This window comes from Pseudomonas marginalis, from assembly GCF_008692035.1.
GTDB classification, from domain to species: Bacteria; Pseudomonadota; Gammaproteobacteria; order Pseudomonadales; family Pseudomonadaceae; genus Aquipseudomonas; species Aquipseudomonas marginalis.
In genome coordinates this window covers 1,897,495-1,918,789 of record NZ_VTFG01000001.1, presented here as the reverse complement: position 1 = coordinate 1,918,789, position 21,295 = coordinate 1,897,495, and the positions used below count along the sequence as shown (strand labels likewise).

Genomic DNA, 21,295 nt, shown 5'->3' with positions numbered 1-21,295 from the left:
TGGAGCACGCCCAGCGCATTAACCAATCCCAGCAGGTGTAGTGATGGCGGACAAGTTCCAGCTCAAGGCGTTGATCACCGGCGTCGACAAGCTGTCGCCGACGCTGGCGGGGATCCGGAAGAACGTTGCGGGCTTCACCAAGCAGATGAACAACTCGGGGCTGGGCAAGATCGGGTTCAAGGAAGCTTTGCAGGGCGGCGCCCTGGCGGCCCCGTTTATTGCTGGCGCCCGGGCGGCCATCGAGTTCGAAACCGCCATGGCGGACGTCAAGAAGGTGGTGGACTTCGACACCCCGCAGCAGTTCAAGCAGATGGGGCAGGATGTACTCGACCTGTCGGAAAACATGCCGATGGCGGCTAGCGGCATTGCTGCGATTGTCGCCGCCGGCGGCCAGGCAGGCTTTGCTCGCGGCGAGTTGAAACAGTTTGCCGAAGACGCCGTGAAGATGGGCGTTGCCTTTGATCAGACCGCCGAGCAGTCGGGCGACATGATGGCCAAGTGGCGCACCTCGTTCAAATTGACCCAGCCCGAAGTGGTCAAGCTGGCGGACCAAATCAACTACCTGAGCAACGTGGGCCCGTCTTCGGCCGCGCAGATCTCCGACATCGTGACGCGCATCGGCCCGCTTGGCGCAATCGCTGGCCTGGCTTCAGGCCAGATCGCCGCCATGGGGGCGACTCTGGCTGGCGTGGGCGTGCCGAGCGAGGTTGCTGCAACCGGCATGAAAAACTTCATGCTGGCCCTGACCAAGGGCAGTGCAGCGACGAAGCAGCAGGCCCAGGCTTTTAAATCTCTGCGCCTCGACGTGACGAAGGTCGCTAAGAGCATGCAGAAGGATGCGCAGGGCACTATCGAGGATGTGCTCGCCCGCATCGCAATGGTCGCACCGGACAAGCAGGCCGGCCTTTTAACTCAGTTGTTTGGGTCGGAGTCCGTCACCGCGATCGCTCCGTTGCTTACAAACCTTGATCTCCTGAAGAAAAGCTTCCGGGATGTCGCCGAAGGGTCAGGCTACGCCGGATCCATGCAGAAGGAATATGCCGCGCGCTCGGCCACCACGGCCAACTCGATGCAGCTGCTGCAGAACAAAGTTACACGGCTGGGCGTTGAGGTGGGTAGTGCGCTGCTGCCACCGTTTAATGACTTCCTGACAATTATCGGCCCGTTGGTTTCCAAGCTTGCCACCCTGGCTGCTCAGCACCCTGGCTTGATCAAAGGCATCGTGGCCGCAGCGCTGGCCTACGGCGTGCTCCGCGTGGCTGTGATAGCCACCACCATGGCGATGACCCTGTTCAATGCCGTGACCAAGAAGTCGATTGTTGGTCTAGTTATCCGGGGGATAGCGCTTGCTGCCGGCCTTCTCATTGCGAACTGGTCCAAGGTCGCACCGTTCTTCGAAGCGGTGTGGGCGAAAATAGGAGGGCCTGTGATGCAGGCCTGGGAGTGGTTCAAGAAGTTCGCCGAGTACACGCCGCTCGCGCTGATCACAGCGAATTGGGAGCCGCTGACGAAGTTCTTCGGAGCCCTGTGGGATCTGCTGGTAGCTCTGTCGGTTCCTGCCATGGACTTCTTCAAGTTGATCTTCGACTGGAGCCCCCTGGGCTTGATCGTCAAGCACTGGGGGCCCATCACCGCCTGGTTCCAATCGTTGTGGGCAAAGCTCAAGCCAATCATTGAGCCGATCATGAAATGGTTCGGCGGTGGCGATGGGGGTGATGGGATCATCCAGACCGCGACCAACAAGGTGAACGCTTTCACGGAGGCCCAGCAGAAACGCAATGCCGGCGCCGGCGGCGGTACTGGTGAGTTTCTCCAGTCCGATGCAGCGTTGGCCGCTCAGTCTCGCCGCGCGGCCAACAATGAAGCCTTTGGCATCGACAACAACCGCCTGCTGAGTCGGCCCGGGCAGATGCCGCCTTCTGGCAGCCTGTTGCAGCAAACCGCCGCGACCCAGGCGCAGAAGGTCAATGGCGAGATAAACGTAAACATCAAAGGCGCGCCGCCCGGCACGACCGTCGATCAGCCGCAGGCCAGCCAAACCGGTCTGAAAATAAAGCCCAACGTCGGTACGCGAACTGTTGGCGTGATGAGGGCGCAGTAAATGGCAGAAAGAACGTGGCGTGACGAACTGCTGCCGGCCTCGTTCCGGGGGATCAGCTTCTTGATCCCCCAGGCCTCGGTGCCGGTGGGCATGAAAGGGCAGTTGCACGAGTTCCCTCAGCGGGATGACCCTTACTTCGAGCAGTTGGGCAAGCAGTCCCAGGTGCACCGGCTCACGATTTGGATTATCGGCGACGATTGCTTCGAGCGGCGGGACAAGTTCCTCGAGGCAATTCAAACGCCAGGCGCGGGCGAGTTGGTTCACCCCTGGATGGGGCGAATGCTGGTCAAGGCCGGCGAAGCAGAGTTGACCCACGACTACCAGCAGGGCGGCATGGTCAGCATGCTGGTGACGTTCTACCCGGACAGGCCGCTCAAGTTCCCCGTGGCCAGGGTCAATACTCAGCAGCAGGTGGTGAAGGCCTCGGAGAGCATGTGGGATTCGGCGCTGGCGCGCTACAAGGCTGCGATGGCCAAGGTTGACCAGGCAAGGCTGGGCCTGGCTCGGCTGCGCAACAACCTGTCGGCGGTGTACACCGTAATCCAGCGCCAGTTCGCACCGTTCGTGGCCGTCTTCACAAACTTGACCGGGCTGGCGCAGTCGATCATGAATGCGCCCGGCTCGCTTTCGTCGCTGTTCTCCAGCTATTTCAGCGACTTCTCAGTTCAAGATTACCTGGGCAACGACTCCAGCTATCGCAATACCGTAGCCACGGCGAGCCAGCAGGCTGAAGCGGTGAGCAGCATTAACACCGTCAGCACGATCGGCGGTGTCGACTCTGCCGCGGCATCGAAGGCCACGGCCGATCTGGTCCAGGACGCACTGCTCGTCCAGATCGCTCTGATCGTCAGCGAAATGACGATTGCCTCGCAGCCGGTGTCGACTGATACAACCCCATCGGCAGATCAACAGGCCGTCCAGCCGTTCGATAGGCCTGAGGTTCCGGTGGCGGATGATGTGCTCGAGCTGCGCGACGGATTGAACGAGGCGATGCTTGAGGCATCAATGAAAGCCGACTCGGCTCATTACCTGGTGCTCAACGCCCTGCGGCAGGCAATCGTCAAGCACCTGACGGCGGTCGCTGCTTCCGGAGTTCGCCTCGTAGAAATTACTCCGCCGGAAACCCTTTCTGCCCTGGTCCTGGCGTACCGGCGGTTCGGCGACGCTACGCGTGAGTCCGAGGTCGTGGAGCGAAACCGCATTCACCACCCAGGGTTTGTGCCCGCACGGCCGATCAAAATAGCCCAGAGGTAACCCGTGGACGAAGATGAAAACACCGTGACGCTCAGCGTCGACGGTTCGGATTACTCTGGCTGGAAATCGGTCGAGATCGCCCCCGGCCTTGAGGATCAGGCCCGGTCGTTCAATTTGAGCGTCACCTGGAAGTGGCCAGGGCAGACCATAGGGCGGCCAATCAAAGAGGGGGACAAGTGCCAAATTCGAATCGGGGATGACCTGGTGCTTACTGGGTGGGTGTTCGCCTCGCCGATCGATTACGACGACAAACAAATCACCATGTCTATCAGCGGGAGGTCGCTGACCGCCGACCTGGTCGATTGCGCGGCAATCAATGAGCCGGGTCAGTGGAACAATCAGAGCGTCTTGTCGATCGTTTCTGCGCTTGCAGCGCCCTACGGCCTCAAGGTGCGCAGCGAGATCCCCGAAGGCGCCAAGCTCTCGGACCATACCATCGAGCCCGGCGAAACGGTTTTCGAGTCCATCGACCGACTGCTCACTCTGTTCAGGGTTTTCTCGACTGACGACGCCACCGGGATGGTGGTGCTGGCCAGGCCGGGAAGTGAGGGGCGCGCGTTCGACGCGCTTGAGGTTGGCAAGAACATCAAGACCGGCAGCGCCGGGCTCGACTTTTCCGCGGTGTTTTCCGAGTACCGAGTGCTCGGGCAGAAGAGCGGCACCGATGACGAGTTCGGCGCTGCGGCAGCCGAGGTTTCGGCAACGGTCACTGATCCCCGGATTGCTCGCCGGCGGGTGATGGTCATCCAGCAGTCCGGCCAGCTTACGACTGAGCTGGCCCAGGCACGGGCTCACTGGGAAAGCGTAACTCGCATGGGAAAGGCGCTGACCACCACGTATGAGGTTCAGGGGTGGAGGCAAACAAACGGTCAGCTCTGGAAGCACAACATGCTGGTCCGGGTCATCGACCCGATCATCGGATACGACCGTTGGATGCTCATAGCCCGGGTGACATACATCCTGGGCGAGGGCGGCATGGTCACAAAAATGGAAGTCGGCCCACCTGACAGTTACGAGCCGGAACCGAACGACTCGCTGAAAAACCGCAAGCTGAAGAAAGGTGGCAAGGGCGACAACTTCGAATACCTCATCCCAGCAGACTACGAGCCAAAACAATGAGCCTGAAAAGCATGCTGGCCCGCGGCACCGTCGTGCTCGCAAACGCCGGGAAGAAGATGCAGTCGCTGCAGATTCGCCTGACGGCAGGTGAGCTGAAAGACGGTGTCGAGCATTTCGAACCATACGGCTTCACAAGCAATCCGCTGGCGGGCGCCGAGGTGCTGACTGCGTTCCTGGGTGGTGATCGCTCCCACGCGGTTGTTGTGGTCGCTTCTGACCGCCGCTACCGCATCAGCGAAGTTGCCCCGGGCGAGGTGGTCATCTTCACGGACGAAGGGGACAAGATCCACTTCAAGCGTGGACAGGTCATCGACATCGAAACCCAAACGCTGAACATCAAGGCCGGCACGTCAGTGAATTTTGACACCCCGGTAATCAACCAGACCGGACGAATCGTTTCCGTGGGTGACCAGGTGGCAGGCGGTGTCAGCCAAATCAACCACCCCCATAGCGGGGTGATGCCCGGCAACGGACAAAGTGGTCCAGCTGTGCCGGAGGCTGAATGATTATTTCAAACACAGTGGAGGCCGGTCTCACGCGCGCGGTGATGATCAGCCTTTTCACCTGGCGCCGCGCGGCCACGGATGACCCGATCGATGACGAGGAGCGCTATGGCTGGTGGGGTGACAGCTACCCAGCGACCGCTGACGACAAGATCGGCTCCCGCCTGTGGCTGTTGCGCCGGGTAAAGCTCACCGAGGCCACTCAGCGCGATGCCGAGTTTTACGCCGACGAAGCGCTGCGCTGGTTGCTCGCCGATGAGAAGGTGGTGGGTATCGATATCAGCAGTGAGAAAGTCGGAATTAACCGCCTGAACCTTGTTGTGATCCTGACGATTCTTGGCGGTGCTCGGCTCGAAATAAAACCCTCTTCTCCATGGCAGGTGATCTATGCCGTTTGAAACGCCGTCTCTGCCGGTACTCATCAGCCGTACCCAAAGTGACCTTGCAAGTGATGTGCTACGCCGATCCGACGCCCAGGTGCTGGCCAGAACCCTCAGCGGCACCGCGTACGGACTGTACGGATACCTCGACTGGATCGTTGACCAGATCCTGCCCGACCGCGCTGACGAGGAAACCCTTGAGCGCATAGCAATCCTTCGATTGAGCCAGACCCGAAATCCTGCGCAGCCCGCTGAAGGCTCGGTCGGATTCACTGCTGCAGCGCTTGCGGTGCTCGATGTCGACGTGGTGCTCCAGGCCGATGACGGCCGAACCTACAAGGTCACGACCGGGTTAACGACTGCGGCAGGGTTAAACACCACCACGATTGCTGCCGTTGATGCGGGCGTTCTCGGAAATGCCGACGCAGGCCTGACGTTGAAGTTGATCCAGCCAGTGGAGGGCGTGGTGAATACCTTCACCGTGCTCGCTCCAGGGCTCACCGGGGGGATTGCTCAAGAGAGCGTTGAATCCCTGCGCGCGCGCGTTGTTCGGTCCTACCGCGTGATCCCGCATGGCGGGTCGAAAGATGACTACGAGACCTGGGCGCTTGAGGTGCCCGGTGTTACGCGAGCATGGTGCCGAGGTAACTACCTTGGGCCGGGAACGGTAGGCCTGTTCGTAATGCGTGATGGCGACGCCGAGCCGGTTCCAAATCCCGCGCAACTGGCTGAGGTGAAGACCTACATCGAGCCGTTGCGGCCAGTTACTGCAGAGCTCTATGTGTTGGCCCCCGTGGAGAAGCCCGTGGCCTACCAGATCCATGCGGTGCCTGACACCTCGCAGGTGCGCGCAGCCATCCAGGCGCAGCTGATCGATCTTCATGAGCGGGAAGCCGGACTGGGTGAGACGCTTCTAATCACGCATATCGCCGAATCCATCAGTGGTTCAGCTGGCGAAACGGATCATCAGCTGGTGGCGCCGGCGGCGAACGTTACAGCCGCTGCTAATGAGCTTCTGACCTTCGGGGGTATTACATGGCTGTGATTAGAACGGCGGAAGAGTATCGAGTGCAGCTCCAGGGGCTGCTCCCGTCTGGCCCTGCCTGGGATCCAGAGCTTGTGCCAGAAGTCGCGCTGGTGCTGTCCGGCGTGGCTCTGGAGTTCTCCCGCGTGGATGCGCGAGCCGTGGCGTTGTTGAACGAAATGGACCCGTCAGGAGTTAGCGAGTTGGTTCCCGATTGGGAGTCGATCATGGGGCTGCCGGACAGCTGCCTTGGGCCTAACCCAGCGTTTGAGGATCGTCGCTTGGCGGTCCGCCGACGGCTGGTCGAGGTGGGCGGGCAGAGTCGCGGCTACTTCATCGAGATCGCGGTAAGCCAGGGGTACCCAAACGCAAATATCACCGAGCACAGAGCGCCCCGTATGGGGCGTTCTCGTTTTGGCTCCGCTCACTTCGGCACCTGGAACGCCCAATTCATGTGGACGCTTAACACCGGAGGCCGTCAGCGGTTGGGCCGTCGCTTCGGCGTCAGCTATTGGGGCGAGCGTTTCGGCACCAACCCAGGCAACGCACTCGAATGCCTAATCCGGCGACCAGCGCCGGCGCACACCGTTGTGCACATCAATTACGACTGAGGGGTAAGAACGTGGATTTTCCGAAAAGTGTGCCCAGCGTTGGGTTGGTGGATGGCAAGTTTGTTGATGAGGATCCATTGGCGGGTACGCCCGGCTCTCTGATCCCTTCGGAGTGGGGTAACTCTGTCACGCTCGAAATTCTGAAGGTTATTGAAGACGGCGGTCTCACACCTGATGAGGATGACAAAACCCAGCTGTCGGCGGCCATCCAGAATCTCGTTTCCGACAGCGTGGTACCGTTTGCAAGCCAGGTTGAAGCCGAAGATGGGACTATCAACAACAAGTCCATGAGCCCCCTTCGGGTATTTCAGGCGATTGCGAAGGTTGTAGCTCAAGCAACTGAAACCGCTTTTGGCTGGCTCAAAATAGGCACCCAAACTCAAGTGAACACGGGCGCTAACGACGCGGTAGCAATCACCCCGAAAAAGATGGCGGCGGCGATCCAGGTTCAGGCGCATACGGCGTTTGCCACTGGCGGCACATCGGCCGCGCTTACATTAGCGCCGAGCCCTGCAATTACTGCGTACGTACCAAACCAGCGATTTCAGATCGGTTTTAGTGTGGCCAGCACCGGTGGCGATATCACGATAAATATATCTGGTCTTGGGCCTAAGTTACTGAAGCAATACAACTCGGCCGGAGTAAAGGTTCCTGCTGTTTTTGCTCAATGGCAAATTTCTGATGTCGTATACGACAGCGTAGATTTTGTATTGCTGGACCAGCTGCCTACCGCCACAAACAACCTGGTAGGCATTGCAGGGACCGCCAAAAATCTAAGGGTCTCGACCACCGGCACAAGCGCAGTTGTTACGGTGTCGGCTGACGAGCTCGTGGTCGAAAGCACCGCCGGTGCCTACGCGACTCTTCGCGAGGTAGCCGTGGCGCCATCGTTCGCTGTTGCAGGGGTAAATGGCTGGGATGTAGGTGCTGCAAACTCACAACCTGCCTCGACATGGTGTGCGGTTTGGGTGATCTGGAACAGCACCACAAAGGCTGGGCTGCTTTCTTTGAGCGGCACAGCACCAACATTGCCGGCCGGCTACACGCACGCGGCTCGGGTTGGCTGGGTTAGAACAGACTCGACCGCCAATAAGTTTCCGCTGTCGATCAAGCAATTTGGACGCAGGGCTCGCTATGTTATGGCAACCGGATCAAATCTGACGGCGCTTCCAACCATTGCTAGCGGCGCCCAGGGGGCCCTCACTCCAACGCTGGTTGCAGCATCAATCGTAAACCACGTCCCCTTAACGGCTGCATTTATCTCGGTTCAGTTAACTTGTGTCTCTGGAAGCTGGGCGATTGCTGCGCCTAATGGGGTGGCACCTAACTCGTTGCCAGCTTTGCAAATATCCAACGCCGCAGGTACTCAGACAACTATGTCGGCTGACTTCCTCATTGAATCTACGAGTGTTTACTACGCGGGTAACGGCTCTAGCGCCCTGTACGCCGCCGGATGGGAGGATAATTTGTAATGTCATACGCTATCAGAAATGACGGACAAGGTTCACGCTCGGTAAGCGGTCCAGAAGACGTCGGAGCTGCTGAATACTTCAGCGACACTCCTTCGTTTCAGTCGGCTGAACAGGTTATGTTTGGGATTTTCCGTGTGGCAATCCAAGAGCACTTGGACAATGCTGCGAAAGCCCTTGGATACGACGATATAAAGGCCGCAGTGACTTACGCCGAGGAGCCCTCGGTACCAAAGTTCCAGGCTGAAGGTCAGGCTCTACGCGCGTGGCGCTCTTTAGTATGGGCGTATGGTTATGATCTGCTTGCCCAATTCCAGGCGGGCATTGTCGAACTGCCGACCCAGGATGAATTAATCGCAGGGTTGCCAAAGCTGGATATGCCATCTTGACCGATATCAATAGTTACATTGCAGAGTACGGCCGGCGCCGCTATTTCCGCTCATTGCTTCTTGCAATAGACCAGTTTGCCAACGCCCTGATGTGGGGCTACGTCGATGAGACGCTGAGCAGTCGAGCGTATCGTTGTCGGAACAATAAGAAGCGCTGGCTAATTGCGGAGCGGGTGATCAATTGCATTTTTTGGCGAGACCGTCAGGGCACAATACGGCACTGCCAGATGGCCTATTACGCTGAGCTTGCCCGTGAACATTTGCCCAAGTACGAATAGACAGCAGTCCTTCGTCAACCCGCACAGAGCGGGTATTTTTTTGCGTGGAGAAAAGCATGCCCATAACTCAGCAGCAGCTGTTGCAGATCCTCCCTAACGCCGGCCGCTATGCCGGCGTTTTTGTTTCTGCTCTGAATACGGCTATGGGCCGGTACGGAATTGTTGGGAGTACACGCGTGGCCGCATTCATTGCTCAGGTCGGTCATGAGTCAGGCCAGTTGCGCTACGTTCGTGAGATCTGGGGCCCCACTGCGCAGCAGATAGCCTATGAAGGCCGTGCCGATCTGGGCAACACCGAGAAGGGTGACGGTTCTAGGTATCGCGGCCGAGGCCTAATCCAGACCACTGGCCGGGCCAACTACGAGACATGCGGTGAGGCTCTAGGCTTGGATCTGATCAGCCACCCGGAACAGCTTGAGCTGCCGCAACACGCAGCCATGTCTGCTGCGTGGTTCTGGTCTACAAAAGGCCTGAACACGCTGGCAGACCGAGGAGAGTTCGTGAAGATCACTCGCCGCATAAATGGCGGGCTCAATGGATTAGAAGATCGCCTTCAGCTTTGGGACAAGGCGAAAAAGGTGTTGGCATAGGAGGCTAGTGTTAGGTTGATCAAGTTACAGTCGTAACGCACGCAGGTGCGAAGATTGGTCACTCAAAGTAAAAAGGCCAGCCACGGAGTGTGGATGGCCGCTAAACACTATTTCCCTTTCGGTGGAGCATTCCCTCTGCCGCCACCAGAAGGATTACCCGTGGTGCTTGGCAGATTAGGTACTGCCGGAGTTTTGGAACCACCTCCTGCACTGACGCTACCCTTGCTTGATGATCCCGAACTGCTCTTACTACCTGACGACTTCGACATAACGTTCTCCTGATTATGATCAGCGGGACTGCACAAGAGACTTTAGTCCAGCTGGTAGCATTGACTGGAAAAACGAACGCTACCTCCGAAATGACTTAGAGGTTGGCAAGCAGTCAGTCAATTTTGAGCATCTGTGCGAGCAGCGGATCGTTCGAACCCAATATCGCCGCCTGTACGTCTACAAAGTACATCCCTCCCGTGATCTCACCGATGATCTCGTCCTCTTCAATCCACTTCTTCAGTTGCTGCAGGCTGGGCTTGTTTCCGACATACCGCAGCTTTCTATACTCGCCGACTTCCATGAGCCTCCGCAGTTTTACGGTTATTTGGGACACGATTTTCATAATCCGAACCTACTTCGAGTTGCTTCAACTCTTTCTATGAGAGTACCGCCGGGAGATCTTCTCACAAGCTTCTCGGGTTCCTTGTACTGCGAATGCGCATCTACGTAGTAATTACGCCCGTGCTTGATAGGTTTAGGTGTAATGCGGCCTTCGCGGGCCCACTTGCGCAGGGTATTCGGGCTAGGCGGCGTTTTAAAGTGGTCAGCAGCCCATTCTGCGAGAGTCAATTTGGTCATGATTTCACCTGCCAATGGGCTTATGTGAGCCGTTATTTTAGTCGGAGCTCAGGGCTTTTTTTCTGAGCCGTCTGGCCTCCCAGGCGACTGATTACGACTTGGCTTAGCACTTTTGGGATGCCGTCACCTCCCACGACAAATCCGAATTGTTGCTCCTGTAACCATCTGATTTGAGCACTCGGCTTTTGATAGCCAGTGAGCTCTGCCACCTCGTCCTTCGTTAAAAACATCGGGGTTCTCCAGGCGCGATATCTGACAAGGCTACATCTTTCCATTCTGCTTGATGCGCGCCAAGCCCTGTTTGATATGCCCGGCGTTCTCGCCGATCGTCTCCAGAGCGCCGCGGACGTTCTCACCTACGTTTGAGGTTTCGCTGTCTTCTGCCCAGAGAGTCAACTCCATAATGGCGGCCTCCAGGGCGAGCTGGTTCTCGTAGATCCGCTCCAAGATGTCAGGGAGGGAGTATGCGGGGGACGGCATCGCTGTATCTCCATTCGATGGTGTGATGAGCGTAGACCAGGCAAGAGCAGTCGCCCAGGCAAAACGAAGGCAAAGAAAAGCCCGCGATGGGGATGGCGGGCTTAAAGGGATGTTCACTAGGAGCTGAGATGACCATAGGCGCTTGACTGTGAAAAGGTCGTGAAAGGTTACGCTCAGAGGGAGGCCGCTATCGCCTGGGCCAGTTACAAATCCGACATCAGCAGCGGGGCGTATGAAGACTGAATTATCGCCACCACCGACGCGGGCGACCAAGGACTGATCGCGCTGCGGGCATGCCAGGCATATGTGCGGGTATTATTAGGCAATCGGTTGAGCGGAGGTTCTGCTAGTGTACCGCCGATGCCTGATGAGTCTGAGCAGCATTAAATCTGGAAATCTCCTGGACCCAAAAACGGCGATATTTAGTTTGGTCAGGTGGTATTGGTGTTTGCATAGCCCACGACGCATCCCCGCTTAAAGCTGCGCGGTAGGCCTGCCATTCCTTGGCTTCCGCCATGTCACGGGCAGTTTCTTTATCGTCAAACCAACCCAATATGTAGACCTCGCCCTGATCTCTCCCGTGCTCCACAAGCAAATAGATGTCGTTCATAGCATGGATCCGTAGCAACGTGCTTCCCCGACATGGGGCACTTACCAGCGCTATCGGCGACGCTTTGAATTTATTTAGGCCATTGATCGTCTACTAGGCTGCAGTTAGTGCAGGCGATCATTGGGTTAGTTAACGGACTATGGACAAGCGGCTTGCAGGTCTTTCATTTTTGCTTACCCTGGGTTGGGTCACCGCTGTCGTGTTCGTCATGTGGTTTTTCAGCTGATGGATCCGGCTCTATAAGCTCTGGACCTTGATTCCTCACGTTGCCCACCGCTTTGCCTACAGGGAACCATTCAAACTGTTCGGTCGGCTGGCACAGCTCTTTCGCGATTTCCTCCGCGCGCTTCGGCGAAAGATCAGGGTCTAGCCATTCATTGGCGTGCTCAGGGGTAAGCACCAGTGGCCGGCGGTCATGTATGTCAACCATGCCCTGGTCGCTGGCAGCGGTGATGATGACGAAGCCGTCACCGTCGTGCGGGTCGAGGCCTGGGTGAACCTGGGCCAAGGCGCCAAAGAACATGGGCTTTCTGCTTTTCAACCTGATGAAGTAGGGCTGCTTCTTTTTCCGGGTCGTCTAGGCCTCTGACCCACTCATACCAGCCCTCGCTAGGCACGATCGCACGGCCCGTAGGCCAAAGCTGTTTGAAAAACTTACCAGTCGTCACGGTCTCTACCCGGGCATTTATCGGGTCTGGCCGTTTGCCTTTCGCCCAGAACGGCGCCCATCCCCATGGCACAGCATCAATGTGCAACCCATCCTCTTTGCTGTGCAGCAGTTGCACACGCGTCGACGGCGCAATATTGAACCGGTTTATTGGCTCGGCGTCGTAGCCACCGAACAGCTCGATCTGAGGGCTCAGCTCCTCGATATAGATCGCCATCCCCTCGTACTGCACGAATCGACCGCACATAGCCACACCTCCGCCCGTCGAAATCCCCTACAGAGAAATTGACCGCAAGCCTCGTACAAAGTTAACTGTACATTCGTACAGTATTTGCACAAGGCATTGTCATGAGCTTCAACATCCTGGGTCCAATCGCCAGCGGCGGCGTCAAACTGCCTCTCTGCTCGTTCCATGTACCGGCCGGCTTTCCATCCCCTGCGGCCGATCACATTGAGCAGCATATTTCCCTGGATGAAGTACTCAATATCAGGGCCCCGCACGTCTACTTGGTGATGATCACCGGCGAAAGCATGCAGGGCGCCGGAATATTCGAGGGTGATCTGGCGGTGGTGGATCGCTCCATTGAGCCGGCCCACGGCCATATCGTAGTGGCGTTGCTCAACAATGACCCTATGTGCAAGCGACTGTGTAAGCGTGGCAAGGAAGTGATCTTGCTATCCGAAAACCCGAAGTACCCAGCACGCTACGTGCTGGAAGGCGACGAGCTGTCAATCTGGGGCGTGATCACCAGCACTGTCCGCAGTCATGTCTAATCCACCAGTATTCGCGCTGATCGACTGCAACAGCTTCTATGCCAGTTGCGAGCGGGTGTTTCGGCCTGACTTGGCCAAGACGCCTATCGTCGTGCTTAGTAACAACGATGGATGTGTCATTGCGCGAAGCTACGACGCCAAGCCCTTCATCAAGATGGGCGAGCCGTATTTTCTGATTAAGCAAAAGCTTAAGCAGCACGGGATCATCCCGTTTTCATCGAACTATGCCTTGTACGGTGATATGAGCGAGCGAGTGATGACTCTGATCGAGAGCATGGTGCCGGCTGTGGAGATCTACAGCATCGACGAAGCCTTCGCCGACCTCACTGGGATTGGTGAACTTGACGTGCTCGGCAGGCAGATCCGAGCCCAAGTACTGCGATGTACCGGCATTCCCGTTGGTGTCGGCATCGCCAATACGAAGACCCTGGCCAAGCTGGCAAACCATACGGCAAAACGCTTGCAGGCTCAGACCGGGGGAGTGGTAAACATCACGGACCCGGTGAAGCGTGATTGGGTTTTGCGCAACACCGATGTATCTGAGGTGTGGGGCGTGGGCCGCAAAATGAAGCTCCACCTCGACGCCCTGGGCATTAAGTCCGCAATGGACCTGGCCAAAGCCGATCCTTGGACGCTTCGTAAGAAATTCAGTGTTGTCATCGAGAAGACGGCGCGCGAGCTGGCCGGCACCTCGTGTCTGGAGCTGGACGAACCCGATCCGCCGAAGCAGGAAATTTGCTGCAGCCGGATGTTTGGCATGCGCTTGACTGAGCTTGCCCCGATCAAAGAGGCGGTGGCCACCTACATGATGCGAGCCTCTGAAAAGCTCCGCGCCCAGAACTCGCTCTGCAAGAAGGTCCGAGTGTGCATACGCACCGGCATGTTCAACCCGGACGAGGCGAAGTATGCGGACGGGGTGGTGGTGGACATGCCGTATCCAACCGATGACGTTCGACTACTAACCAAAGCCGCCGTTGATGCGCTCGACCGTATTTTCCGCCCAGGATTCAAGTACAGCAAGGCCGAGGTGATGCTGCTAAACCTCTGCCAGCCTGGCGAGTACACCGATGATCTGTTCGCGGTCTCGCAGCCGGCAGAAGCAACGCGGGTCATGTCGGTGCTGGACCAAATCAACGATCGATGGGGAAGGGGAACGCTGCGGTCGGCCAGCGTGCCTACCAATCCTGACTGGGGGATGCGGCGTGAGATGATGAGCCAGAGCTATACCACCAAGCTCGACCAGCTTTGGTCGGTGGCCTGCAAGTAGTGATCACTCCGGCGCCATGAGCACAGCTAGGGTCAGCTTAATGAACTCTTCGTTGCCGTCGATGGTGTGCAGCGCGCCCCGGATATTTTCTGCGACCTCGGCGGAGCCACGCTGCTCCACCCAGTTCGATAGATCCATGATGGAAGCCTCAAGGGCCAGCTAGTTTTCGTAGAGCTTGGGCAGAAGGGAGGGGAGTAGGTCTGAGTTTGGCATTGGATAGCTTCCAGAGAAGAAGCCAGCATAGCAGGAGATATGGTTATCCACAGACTGCTCGAAAAGAATCGAAAGCTCAAAAACAGCGATGTGAAATAATGTTTTTAGCTAGTGCCAGGCTACCCTGGTCACCGCCTGTGCCGGTCACCGCGACCGCTACCATGGCTGCCCATGCTGTCTCAAGAAAACATGCAACATAACTTACTGCAAAAGTTCCAACACGAGACTTGTTTTTCTTTGGCATAGATACCCCCTTATTTGATGTTTTAACTACTGGTTCAGAGTTTTTTTGCAATACAACACTTGTGAGACGCAAAAGACCGAGAAGCAGCAAAGGGGCAATCATAGTAGGGCTAATGAGAATTGAACTCACCTCACTAGCTAAAAACACTAACACAAAATAATAATCTCACATTTATCTTGACTTGTCAAGGATCTGGTGGTTTTAGCCTTTTTGCGCGCAGATTCTGTTGAAAGAAATTGGCGATGGCTCTTGCGCAAAACCTCTTCTGGAGGCCGCGTGTTTACGTTTGCATAATCACAAAAAAAAGGATGTTTTGTTATGGGTAAAACAGGTTATTTTTGATATAAAACAATAGTTTATATTTATTCAGTCCCCAGCATGGGGTGCTAGGGGTCGAGTGTTCGAATCACTCCGTCCCGACCATATTTTTCAGTGACTTAGCCGAACTCCAGCCAGTTCGGCTTTTTTACGCATAGGGACTTTTGCGGGGGATCATCCCAACTTCCTCCTCAAGATCGTCACCGCCCCACGCTTGGATCCAGCCAATGCACTGAAAGCTTCCGGCCATCAAGGTCCTGGATGAGTTACGTCTGCTGATTCTGAAAATTCTTTTTAAACCCGCACAGGTTCATTGAGCATAGGCAGATCTGAAGTACGATCAGCGCATACGCTTCAGCGTAAGCCCCAAATGGCCCAGGGCATAGTGCTCACTATGCAACAGAAGGCCCCCGCCATTCTTCTCGCTGGCCGTGGAACCCAATCCAGATAACTCCTTCAATCTCCTGCTAAAAAAGACTGAAGTATCCGGGCTGATATTCGGATTTTTTGAGAAGGGCCCTCAGCTGCCGACACCCAATGTGTGTAGTGCAGGGAGTTGGCGAAGGCCTCCAGGCCGACTGTGTGTCTACTGGTGGAGCATCGCTTCCACTTGAGCGACGCTGATACGCGGAATCACACTCGCCGGAATCTTCGAAATATCGGATAAGTTGTAAACCATGAAGTCATCCCCGATGACTTTCTTGGACATCAACTCGAACGACGGCAGTATGCGGGTGTAATAGTGCTGGTCGAGCCCGCAGGGGGAGTTTATGGAGTCCTTCGTTTCGTAAAACCTCCCCGACTTTTCGTCCAGGTCGACGCCCACCAGGAAAACCTTGGAGAACCCGACGTGGAATGCCAGCTGGATGGCCAGGTAGGCCACGGTTCGGGCATCAAAAAAGCCCTGGCTCATGTCCTTGCTGAACCCGATGGACCGTTTCCGAAAGGCGATCAAGGGGTGATCAGTAACCAGCTCTTTTGATCTTCCGAGCGCCACATCGATCCACGACGGTTTTGGCGCCTTGGACAGCGGGTAGAGCTGCCCGGTTGGACGAGCATGGGAGGATTGCGCATGGTCTTCCCACAGCGCGACCCTTTGGCTGACAGCCATGGCGTAGTTGAATAAATCCGGCTGCTGTTTGGAAAAGCTTCTGTCCGTGCAGGCGTAAAAACTCGGCTTGATGTCGGTGTTCATAAACATCGAAATCGCGCCATTCATGGTGATCATGGGCACGTGCGCGAACTTTTCGAGGGGGAATGATTTGGCTGACAGGCCGGAAGCGATAATAAAAACCGCGCCTGATTCGACATTCCGACAGGCAGCAAAATCGTGCAGGTGCAGCGGGTGTGCGCTTGAACGCCATGGCGCTGGCACGGGTGCAAACAAAGCCAGCTTTTTGTCGGCAACAGGCTTGGCCTCGACGAAGGGCATCTGTTTCATCCGATCTATCCGCGTAGTGAAAGGAAAATCCACACATCAGCCGACCAAGGCTCGATAGCGGAGTTCCTTTATAAAAAACAATACATAAACGCGGCTTCGCCAGACGTCCGGTATTTGTGTAGGGCCTTTCCGAGAAGGGGGAAACGCATCAACACGCCGCAACCTTTAAAACGTCTGCCCCATGGAGAACTGAAACACCTGCTTGTCCGCGTTCTCCGGTGTGCGAATCGGGTAGGCCAAGTTCACACTCAGCGGCCCCAGCGGGCTGTACCATGTCACCCCAACTCCCACCGAACTGGCCATCTGGCTTAGGTCCACGCTGCCGCAGCCCTGGGTCGTGCTGAGGTAGCACTTGTCCGAATACACCGTCCCTACGTCCCAGAACAACGAGGTTCGCACGGATTTGTTGTCTTTGATGAACGGCACCGGGAACAGGTACTCCGCGCCGCCGGTTATCAGGATATTGCCGCCCAGCGACTCGGTGTCCCGGTCCGAGTAGTACGCCTGCCCGGCACTGGCGTAGGCACCGGTTGCCGGGGTGTTGCGCGGGCCGAGGGTGCCGCTTTCAAAGCCGCGCACCGTGCCTTCGCCGCCGGCGGTGTAGGTTTCATAGAAGGGCAGCCCGTCCGTGGAGCCGTAGCCGCTGCCGTAGCCGAGCTTGGTGTGAAAGCGCAGTGATGTGGTGTTGCTGACAGGCAGGAACGTCTGCCCCGTGTAGTCGATTTTGTAGAAACTCAGGTCGCTGCCGGGCACCGTCACCATCAGGTTGAGGTTTTGCGAATGCCCGCGAGTCGCCAGCACGCCTTTGTTCAAGGTCGACTCCGACCAGCCAAGGTTGGCCTTGAAGTTGGTGAATTCCTTGCCTTCGCGCTCGATAAAGTCGTAGATCTCGTCGGCGCTGTAGGTGCCCGGTTCGATGCTGTCGTGTTGTACGGTCAGGCCAAAGTTCAAGCGCGAGGTTTCATTGATCGGGTAACCGAGGGTGGTGCCCAGGCCAAAACTATTGATGGCGTAATAGGAAACCCCGTCATCGTAGTACTTGTTGTAGTCGGTCTTGCTGTAGAACGCGTTGTAACCCAGGCTCACCCCGTCGGTGGTGAAGTAGGGATCGGTGAAACCGATGTTGTACTTGCTCTGGTAGGACGAGCGGGTCAGCCCCAGGCTGGCGTAGTTGCCGGTGCCGAGGAAATTGTTCTGGGTGATCGAGCCGCCGAGGATCAGCCCCGAACTCTGGGCAAAGCCGACACTGGCGGTAATCGAACCGGACGCCTGTTCTTCCACGGCGTAGTTCACATCCAACTGGTCATCGAGGCCGGCCACCGCAGGCGTCTCGACGTTCACCTCCTTGAAGAACCCCAGGCGCTCCAGGCGCACCTTGGACTGATCGATCAGGTAGGTTGACGCCCAGCCACCTTCCATCTGGCGCATTTCCCGCCGCAGCACCTTGTCGTCGGTCTTGGTATTGCCACGGAAGTTGATACGGTTGACGTAGGCCCGCTTACCGGGGTCGACGGAGAACGTGACGTCAACCGTGTGGTCTTCATCGTGGGCCTGCGGCACGCCGTTGACGTTGGCGAAGGTGTAGCCTTCGTTGCCCAGGCGACGGGTAATCAGCTCCGAGGTGGTGGTCATCAGTTTGCGTGAGAACACCTGGCCCTTCTGCACCAGCAGCAAGGACTGGACCTGGTCCTGCGGGACTTTCAGCTCACCACTGAGCTTCACCTCGCGCACCGCGTATTTCTGGCCTTCCTGGATGTTCACGGTGATGTAGACGTGCTTTTTGTCCGGGGTCATCGAGACCTGGGTCGAGGTGATATCCATGTTGATATAGCCACGGTCCAGGTAATAGGAGCGCAAGCGTTCAAGGTCGCCCGACAGCTTCTCCCGTGCGTATTTGTCGTCGTTCTTGAAAAACGACAGCCAGTTGCTGGTCTTGAGGGTGAACTGGTCGATCAGGGCATCGTCGGGGAACACCGTGTTGCCTACCACGTTGATGTGCTGGATCGACGCCACTTCACCTTCGTCGATCTTGATTTTCAAGCCCACGCGGTTACGCGGCTGAGCCACCACCTGCGCGTCGACCGACGCCGAGTAACGGCCCTGGGCAACGTACTGGCGCTGCAACTCGTTGCGTATCCCTTCCAGGGTGGCGCGTTGGAAAATCTCGCCCTCGGCAAGGCCCGATTGCTTCATGCCTTTCATCAGGTCATCGGTGGCAATCGCCTTGTTGCCCTCGAACTCGATACTGGCAACCGAAGGACGCTCGACTACATTGATGATCAACACATCGCCTTCGCGGCTCAGTTGGATGTCCTGGAAGTAACCGGTCTTGAACAGCGCGCGGGTCGAGTCCACCAGGCGCCGGTCATCTGCTTCGTCGCCGACGTTCAGGGGTAATGCCCCGAACACGCTGCCTGCAGAGACCCGTTGCAGGCCGTTGATTCGAATATCCGAGATTTTGAAGCCTTGGGCGAGTGCCAGTGAGGCATTGAGCAGCAGCGCAACCGAGCAGAGCAGGCGCGAAAAATTCATCAAGATCTTTTCCAGAACACATCGACAAGCAGCGCCGGCACGCATGGACAACTCGCCGCGCGGCCGGACTGGTGAACATCCAGCATACGAGCGAGGGGCGTTTGGTGCGGTTAACCGAATGTCAAGTTAGGTAAAGTTTGGCCTGGGATGCCGATGCCGGGCCGATAATGCGCAACCCCCCACCGACGAGCCCGAGATGATCCGCGTATTGTTGGTCGACGACGACCAGGAACTGACTGACATGCTGAGCCAATACCTCGCGCGCGAAGGCTTTGAGACCACGGCCGTGCACACGGGGGAGGAGGGCGAGGTGGAGGCGCTGTCGGGGCGCTACAGCATTGTGGTGCTGGACGTGATGCTGCCCCAGCGCTCGGGCATCGAAGTGCTCCGGCGCATCCGCGTCGTCAGCCAGGTACCCGTAGTGCTGCTCACCGCCCGTGGTGACAACATCGACCGCATCACCGGCCTGGAACTCGGCGCCGATGATTACGTGCCCAAGCCCAGCTCCCCCGGCGAACTGGTCGCGCGCCTGCGCGCCATCATGCGCAGGGTGCAGCCGGTGGGCCAGCCGACCACCGAAGTGATCAAGACCGGCGCGCTGGTGTTGTGGCCCGGCAGGCGCCAGGCCCTGTGGAACGGCCTCGAGCTGGGTGTGACCAGCACCGAGTTCAGCCTGCTGGAAGAGCTGGCCCGCAGTGCCGGCCAGGTAGTGAGTAAAAAGGATCTGTCACTCAATGCCCTCGGTTGCCCGCTGACCCGCTACGACCGGCGCATCGACGTGCATATCAGCAGCATCCGGCAAAAACTCGGGCCGCGCCCGGACGCCAAGGCCTGGATCCAGAGCGTACGTGGCCTCGGCTACTTGTTGATTGCCGAATGACCAGGCCCAGCCTGCTGTTCTGGAAACTGTTCCTGGCCTTCTGGCTGGCGACCACCTTGACCTTCCTGGTGGGCGTCGGCGTGCTTGAACTGGGCCGTTTCCAGCCGAATGACCCGCATGTGGAAGCCATGCTGGCGGCCGAAGACAAGCTACTGCAAACGTTCGGTGTCGAGGCGGGCGGCCAGCTCCTGGCGGTGTGGGAGCGCCCGGCGGATGAGGCCATCGGCGTCTACAACAGTGCCGGGCAATTGCTGATAGGTGGGCCGGTGACGCAGCCGGCCTATGAGCGAGCGGTCGTCAGCAAGGAAGGCGTGGCGCTGTCGATCAGGTCGACCCACGCGCCCGGTAACCCGCCCGGCCGGCCCTGGCACCAGATTCCGTTGATCATCGGCACATTGATGAGTGCGCTGTTCAGCGGCTACATGGCCTATTACCTGGCCTGGCCCCTGGCTTACCTGAAGCGCGCCATGAGCGACGCGGCCAAGGGACGCTTCGAAACCCGGGTCAAGCCGGCCATGGGCAAGCGTCGCGACGAGATCGTCGACCTGGCGGAAGACTGCGACCGCATGGCCAACCAGTTGAAGGGGCTGGTGGAGGCCCAGCAGCAACTGCTGCACGACATCTCCCATGAACTGCGCTCCCCGCTGACGCGCATGCAGGCGGCCATCGGCCTGTTGCGCCAGGACGCCGCCCGCCTGGAAATGCTCGAACGCATCGAGCGCGAATCCGAGCGCATGGACACCCTGATCGAAGCGCTGCTGACCCTGGCGCGCCTGCAAGGCCGTCCGGAAAGTATCGAGCGCGAGCCCGTGGATATCGTCGAATTGCTGGCGATGATCGTTGAAGATGCGCAGTTCGAAGCTGGCATCAAAGGCTGTCGCGTGCACCTGCAGGCGTGCCCGCCGTTTATCGCCTGCGTCAGCGGTGAGTTGTTGTACCGCTGCTTCGAGAACGTGATCCGCAATGCCGTACGCTACACCCGGCCGGACACCACCGTGTGCGTGTCGGCGCAGGTCAACCACGATGCGAACCGCCTCACGGTACAGATCACCGACCAAGGACCGGGCGTCGACAATGACCGGCTGCACAGCATTTTCCAGCCGTTCGAACGTGGTGTGGGCGATGCCAGCGTGGGGTTTGGCCTGGGGCTGGCCATTGCTGCGAGGGCCGTCCAGATGCACGGCGGCCACATCCTCGCGCGCAACGAGCCGGGCGGCGGGCTGACAGTGGAGATCACCCTGCACAGCGCGCGATCTTTACACGACATTACATTGGCTTGACCGCCCTGTACGTCGCGCCTCA

Annotated in this window: 23 protein-coding genes and 3 pseudogenes; 16 read left to right on the top strand and 10 right to left on the bottom strand. The window is 57.9% G+C overall.

All coding sequences use genetic code 11. The features are described from left to right. Nucleotides 1–43 precede the first annotated feature (43 nt). Genes FX984_RS08605 through FX984_RS08555 form a run of 11 tightly spaced genes read left to right on the top strand, consistent with a single transcriptional unit; the run spans nt 44 to nt 9,718 of the window. Complete coding sequence (locus FX984_RS08605) at nt 44–2,101, top strand: phage tail tape measure protein (protein ID WP_146476556.1); 2,058 nt, start codon at nt 44–46, stop codon at nt 2,099–2,101. Continuing rightward, a complete protein-coding gene (locus FX984_RS08600) occupies nt 2,102–3,355 on the top strand; it encodes a DNA circularization protein (protein WP_146476555.1) in 1,254 nt (417 codons plus the stop codon). A 3-nt stretch (nt 3,356–3,358) separates the two neighbouring features. Further along, nucleotides 3,359–4,474, top strand: a complete 1,116-nt coding sequence (locus FX984_RS08595; protein ID WP_146476554.1) for a phage baseplate assembly protein — start codon at nt 3,359–3,361, stop codon at nt 4,472–4,474. Then, on the top strand, nt 4,471–4,980 hold the full coding sequence (locus FX984_RS08590; RefSeq protein ID WP_146476553.1) for a phage baseplate assembly protein V: 510 nt from the start codon (nt 4,471–4,473) through the stop codon (nt 4,978–4,980). The genes FX984_RS08595 and FX984_RS08590 overlap by 4 nt, the downstream gene beginning before the upstream one ends. Further along, nucleotides 4,977–5,375 (top strand): phage GP46 family protein, encoded by a 399-nt coding sequence (locus FX984_RS08585; RefSeq protein WP_146476552.1) that lies wholly within the window; start codon nt 4,977–4,979, stop codon nt 5,373–5,375. Before FX984_RS08590 ends, FX984_RS08585 begins: the two co-directional genes overlap by 4 nt. After that, nucleotides 5,365–6,402 carry a baseplate J/gp47 family protein gene (locus FX984_RS08580; protein ID WP_146476551.1) on the top strand — a complete coding sequence of 346 codons (1,038 nt, stop codon included), beginning with the start codon at nt 5,365–5,367 and terminating at the stop codon, nt 6,400–6,402. Before FX984_RS08585 ends, FX984_RS08580 begins: the two co-directional genes overlap by 11 nt. Beyond that, nucleotides 6,393–6,992, top strand: coding sequence for a YmfQ family protein (locus FX984_RS08575; RefSeq protein ID WP_146476550.1), 600 nt, complete (start codon nt 6,393–6,395; stop codon nt 6,990–6,992). Before FX984_RS08580 ends, FX984_RS08575 begins: the two co-directional genes overlap by 10 nt. 11 nt (nt 6,993–7,003) lie before the next feature. Next, nucleotides 7,004–8,464: a hypothetical protein gene (locus FX984_RS32420; RefSeq protein WP_186511854.1), complete on the top strand. Its 1,461-nt coding sequence runs from the start codon at nt 7,004–7,006 to the stop codon at nt 8,462–8,464. Then, nucleotides 8,464–8,850: a hypothetical protein gene (locus tag FX984_RS08565; RefSeq protein ID WP_146476549.1), complete on the top strand. Its 387-nt coding sequence runs from the start codon at nt 8,464–8,466 to the stop codon at nt 8,848–8,850. Before FX984_RS32420 ends, FX984_RS08565 begins: the two co-directional genes overlap by 1 nt. Continuing rightward, a complete protein-coding gene (locus FX984_RS08560) occupies nt 8,847–9,128 on the top strand; it encodes a hypothetical protein (RefSeq protein WP_223841611.1) in 282 nt (93 codons plus the stop codon). The genes FX984_RS08565 and FX984_RS08560 overlap by 4 nt, the downstream gene beginning before the upstream one ends. A 56-nt stretch (nt 9,129–9,184) precedes the next feature. Further along, nucleotides 9,185–9,718, top strand: a complete 534-nt coding sequence (locus tag FX984_RS08555; protein ID WP_146476547.1) for a glycoside hydrolase family 19 protein — start codon at nt 9,185–9,187, stop codon at nt 9,716–9,718. 382 nt (nt 9,719–10,100) lie between these two features. On the opposite strand, the gene FX984_RS08550 is transcribed toward FX984_RS08555, so the two are convergent. The 4 genes from FX984_RS08550 to FX984_RS08535 are packed head-to-tail and all read right to left on the bottom strand — an operon-like array spanning nt 10,101 to nt 11,047. Continuing rightward, nucleotides 10,101–10,331 carry a hypothetical protein gene (locus tag FX984_RS08550; protein ID WP_223841610.1) on the bottom strand — a complete coding sequence of 77 codons (231 nt, stop codon included), beginning with the start codon at nt 10,329–10,331 and terminating at the stop codon, nt 10,101–10,103. Further along, the gene (locus FX984_RS08545) at nt 10,328–10,567 is read right to left on the bottom strand and encodes an excisionase (protein ID WP_146476545.1); all 240 of its coding nucleotides are present in this window, start codon (nt 10,565–10,567) and stop codon (nt 10,328–10,330) included. The genes FX984_RS08550 and FX984_RS08545 overlap by 4 nt, the downstream gene beginning before the upstream one ends. A 32-nt stretch (nt 10,568–10,599) precedes the next feature. Then, nucleotides 10,600–10,797: a DUF4224 domain-containing protein gene (locus FX984_RS08540; RefSeq protein WP_146476544.1), complete on the bottom strand. Its 198-nt coding sequence runs from the start codon at nt 10,795–10,797 to the stop codon at nt 10,600–10,602. Nucleotides 10,798–10,828: 31 nt separating this feature from the next. Beyond that, nucleotides 10,829–11,047 (bottom strand): hypothetical protein, encoded by a 219-nt coding sequence (locus tag FX984_RS08535; RefSeq protein ID WP_146476543.1) that lies wholly within the window; start codon nt 11,045–11,047, stop codon nt 10,829–10,831. Nucleotides 11,048–11,290: 243 nt separating this feature from the next. On the opposite strand from FX984_RS08535, the pseudogene FX984_RS33160 reads away from it, so the two are divergent. Next, nucleotides 11,291–11,365 (top strand): annotated as a pseudogene (locus FX984_RS33160) (lysis protein); the annotation flags it as partial. A 28-nt stretch (nt 11,366–11,393) separates the two neighbouring features. Here FX984_RS33160 and FX984_RS08530 read toward each other — a convergent pair. Beyond that, nucleotides 11,394–11,657: a hypothetical protein gene (locus FX984_RS08530; RefSeq protein WP_146476542.1), complete on the bottom strand. Its 264-nt coding sequence runs from the start codon at nt 11,655–11,657 to the stop codon at nt 11,394–11,396. 163 nt (nt 11,658–11,820) lie between these two features. Beyond that, a pseudogene (locus FX984_RS08525) lies at nt 11,821–12,571 on the bottom strand (SOS response-associated peptidase family protein). 101 nt (nt 12,572–12,672) lie between these two features. On the opposite strand from FX984_RS08525, the gene FX984_RS08520 reads away from it, so the two are divergent. Beyond that, on the top strand, nt 12,673–13,098 hold the full coding sequence (locus tag FX984_RS08520) for a LexA family protein (RefSeq protein ID WP_146476541.1): 426 nt from the start codon (nt 12,673–12,675) through the stop codon (nt 13,096–13,098). Then, nucleotides 13,091–14,365 carry a translesion error-prone DNA polymerase V subunit UmuC gene (gene umuC, locus FX984_RS08515; RefSeq protein ID WP_146476540.1) on the top strand — a complete coding sequence of 425 codons (1,275 nt, stop codon included), beginning with the start codon at nt 13,091–13,093 and terminating at the stop codon, nt 14,363–14,365. Before FX984_RS08520 ends, umuC begins: the two co-directional genes overlap by 8 nt. Before the next feature lie 3 nt (nt 14,366–14,368). Here the strand turns inward: umuC and FX984_RS08510 are convergent. From FX984_RS08510 to bamA, 4 genes and pseudogenes are all read right to left on the bottom strand, one after another. Beyond that, nucleotides 14,369–14,578, bottom strand: a pseudogene (locus FX984_RS08510) (hypothetical protein). Nucleotides 14,579–14,654: 76 nt separating this feature from the next. After that, nucleotides 14,655–14,924: a hypothetical protein gene (locus FX984_RS08505; protein ID WP_146476539.1), complete on the bottom strand. Its 270-nt coding sequence runs from the start codon at nt 14,922–14,924 to the stop codon at nt 14,655–14,657. Between the two features lie 802 nt (nt 14,925–15,726). After that, nucleotides 15,727–16,581 (bottom strand): lipopolysaccharide biosynthesis protein, encoded by an 855-nt coding sequence (locus FX984_RS08500; protein ID WP_146476538.1) that lies wholly within the window; start codon nt 16,579–16,581, stop codon nt 15,727–15,729. A 165-nt stretch (nt 16,582–16,746) separates the two neighbouring features. Further along, a complete protein-coding gene (gene bamA, locus FX984_RS08495) occupies nt 16,747–19,113 on the bottom strand; it encodes an outer membrane protein assembly factor BamA (RefSeq protein WP_108574141.1) in 2,367 nt (788 codons plus the stop codon). A gap of 196 nt (nt 19,114–19,309) precedes the next feature. Between bamA and FX984_RS08490 the strand changes: the two genes are divergently transcribed. Beyond that, the gene (locus tag FX984_RS08490; RefSeq protein WP_027607397.1) at nt 19,310–19,993 is read left to right on the top strand and encodes a response regulator transcription factor; all 684 of its coding nucleotides are present in this window, start codon (nt 19,310–19,312) and stop codon (nt 19,991–19,993) included. Next, a complete protein-coding gene (locus FX984_RS08485; protein ID WP_146476537.1) occupies nt 19,990–21,273 on the top strand; it encodes a HAMP domain-containing sensor histidine kinase in 1,284 nt (427 codons plus the stop codon). The genes FX984_RS08490 and FX984_RS08485 overlap by 4 nt, the downstream gene beginning before the upstream one ends. Nucleotides 21,274–21,295: the final 22 nt, after the last annotated feature.

Excerpts from the sequence above, each read along its gene's own strand:
- FX984_RS08540 (WP_146476544.1), bottom strand. The coding sequence starts at position 10,797 with ATGTTTTTAACGAAGGACGAGGTGGCAGAGCTCACTGGCTATCAAAAG.
- FX984_RS08545 (WP_146476545.1), bottom strand. The coding sequence starts at position 10,567 with ATGACCAAATTGACTCTCGCAGAATGGGCTGCTGACCACTTTAAAACG.
- bamA (WP_108574141.1), bottom strand. The coding sequence starts at position 19,113 with ATGAATTTTTCGCGCCTGCTCTGCTCGGTTGCGCTGCTGCTCAATGCC.
- FX984_RS08485 (WP_146476537.1), top strand. The coding sequence starts at position 19,990 with ATGACCAGGCCCAGCCTGCTGTTCTGGAAACTGTTCCTGGCCTTCTGG.
- FX984_RS08600 (WP_146476555.1), top strand. The coding sequence starts at position 2,102 with ATGGCAGAAAGAACGTGGCGTGACGAACTGCTGCCGGCCTCGTTCCGG.
- umuC (WP_146476540.1), top strand. The coding sequence starts at position 13,091 with ATGTCTAATCCACCAGTATTCGCGCTGATCGACTGCAACAGCTTCTAT.
- FX984_RS08575 (WP_146476550.1), top strand. The coding sequence starts at position 6,393 with ATGGCTGTGATTAGAACGGCGGAAGAGTATCGAGTGCAGCTCCAGGGG.
- FX984_RS08555 (WP_146476547.1), top strand. The coding sequence starts at position 9,185 with ATGCCCATAACTCAGCAGCAGCTGTTGCAGATCCTCCCTAACGCCGGC.
- FX984_RS08590 (WP_146476553.1), top strand. The coding sequence starts at position 4,471 with ATGAGCCTGAAAAGCATGCTGGCCCGCGGCACCGTCGTGCTCGCAAAC.
- FX984_RS08530 (WP_146476542.1), bottom strand. The coding sequence starts at position 11,657 with ATGAACGACATCTATTTGCTTGTGGAGCACGGGAGAGATCAGGGCGAG.
- FX984_RS08505 (WP_146476539.1), bottom strand. The coding sequence starts at position 14,924 with ATGATTGCCCCTTTGCTGCTTCTCGGTCTTTTGCGTCTCACAAGTGTT.
- FX984_RS08605 (WP_146476556.1), top strand. The coding sequence starts at position 44 with ATGGCGGACAAGTTCCAGCTCAAGGCGTTGATCACCGGCGTCGACAAG.
- FX984_RS08535 (WP_146476543.1), bottom strand. The coding sequence starts at position 11,047 with ATGCCGTCCCCCGCATACTCCCTCCCTGACATCTTGGAGCGGATCTAC.
- FX984_RS08500 (WP_146476538.1), bottom strand. The coding sequence starts at position 16,581 with ATGAAACAGATGCCCTTCGTCGAGGCCAAGCCTGTTGCCGACAAAAAG.
- FX984_RS08565 (WP_146476549.1), top strand. The coding sequence starts at position 8,464 with ATGTCATACGCTATCAGAAATGACGGACAAGGTTCACGCTCGGTAAGC.
- FX984_RS08550 (WP_223841610.1), bottom strand. The coding sequence starts at position 10,331 with ATGAAAATCGTGTCCCAAATAACCGTAAAACTGCGGAGGCTCATGGAA.
- FX984_RS08490 (WP_027607397.1), top strand. The coding sequence starts at position 19,310 with ATGATCCGCGTATTGTTGGTCGACGACGACCAGGAACTGACTGACATG.
- FX984_RS08580 (WP_146476551.1), top strand. The coding sequence starts at position 5,365 with ATGCCGTTTGAAACGCCGTCTCTGCCGGTACTCATCAGCCGTACCCAA.
- FX984_RS08520 (WP_146476541.1), top strand. The coding sequence starts at position 12,673 with ATGAGCTTCAACATCCTGGGTCCAATCGCCAGCGGCGGCGTCAAACTG.
- FX984_RS08585 (WP_146476552.1), top strand. The coding sequence starts at position 4,977 with ATGATTATTTCAAACACAGTGGAGGCCGGTCTCACGCGCGCGGTGATG.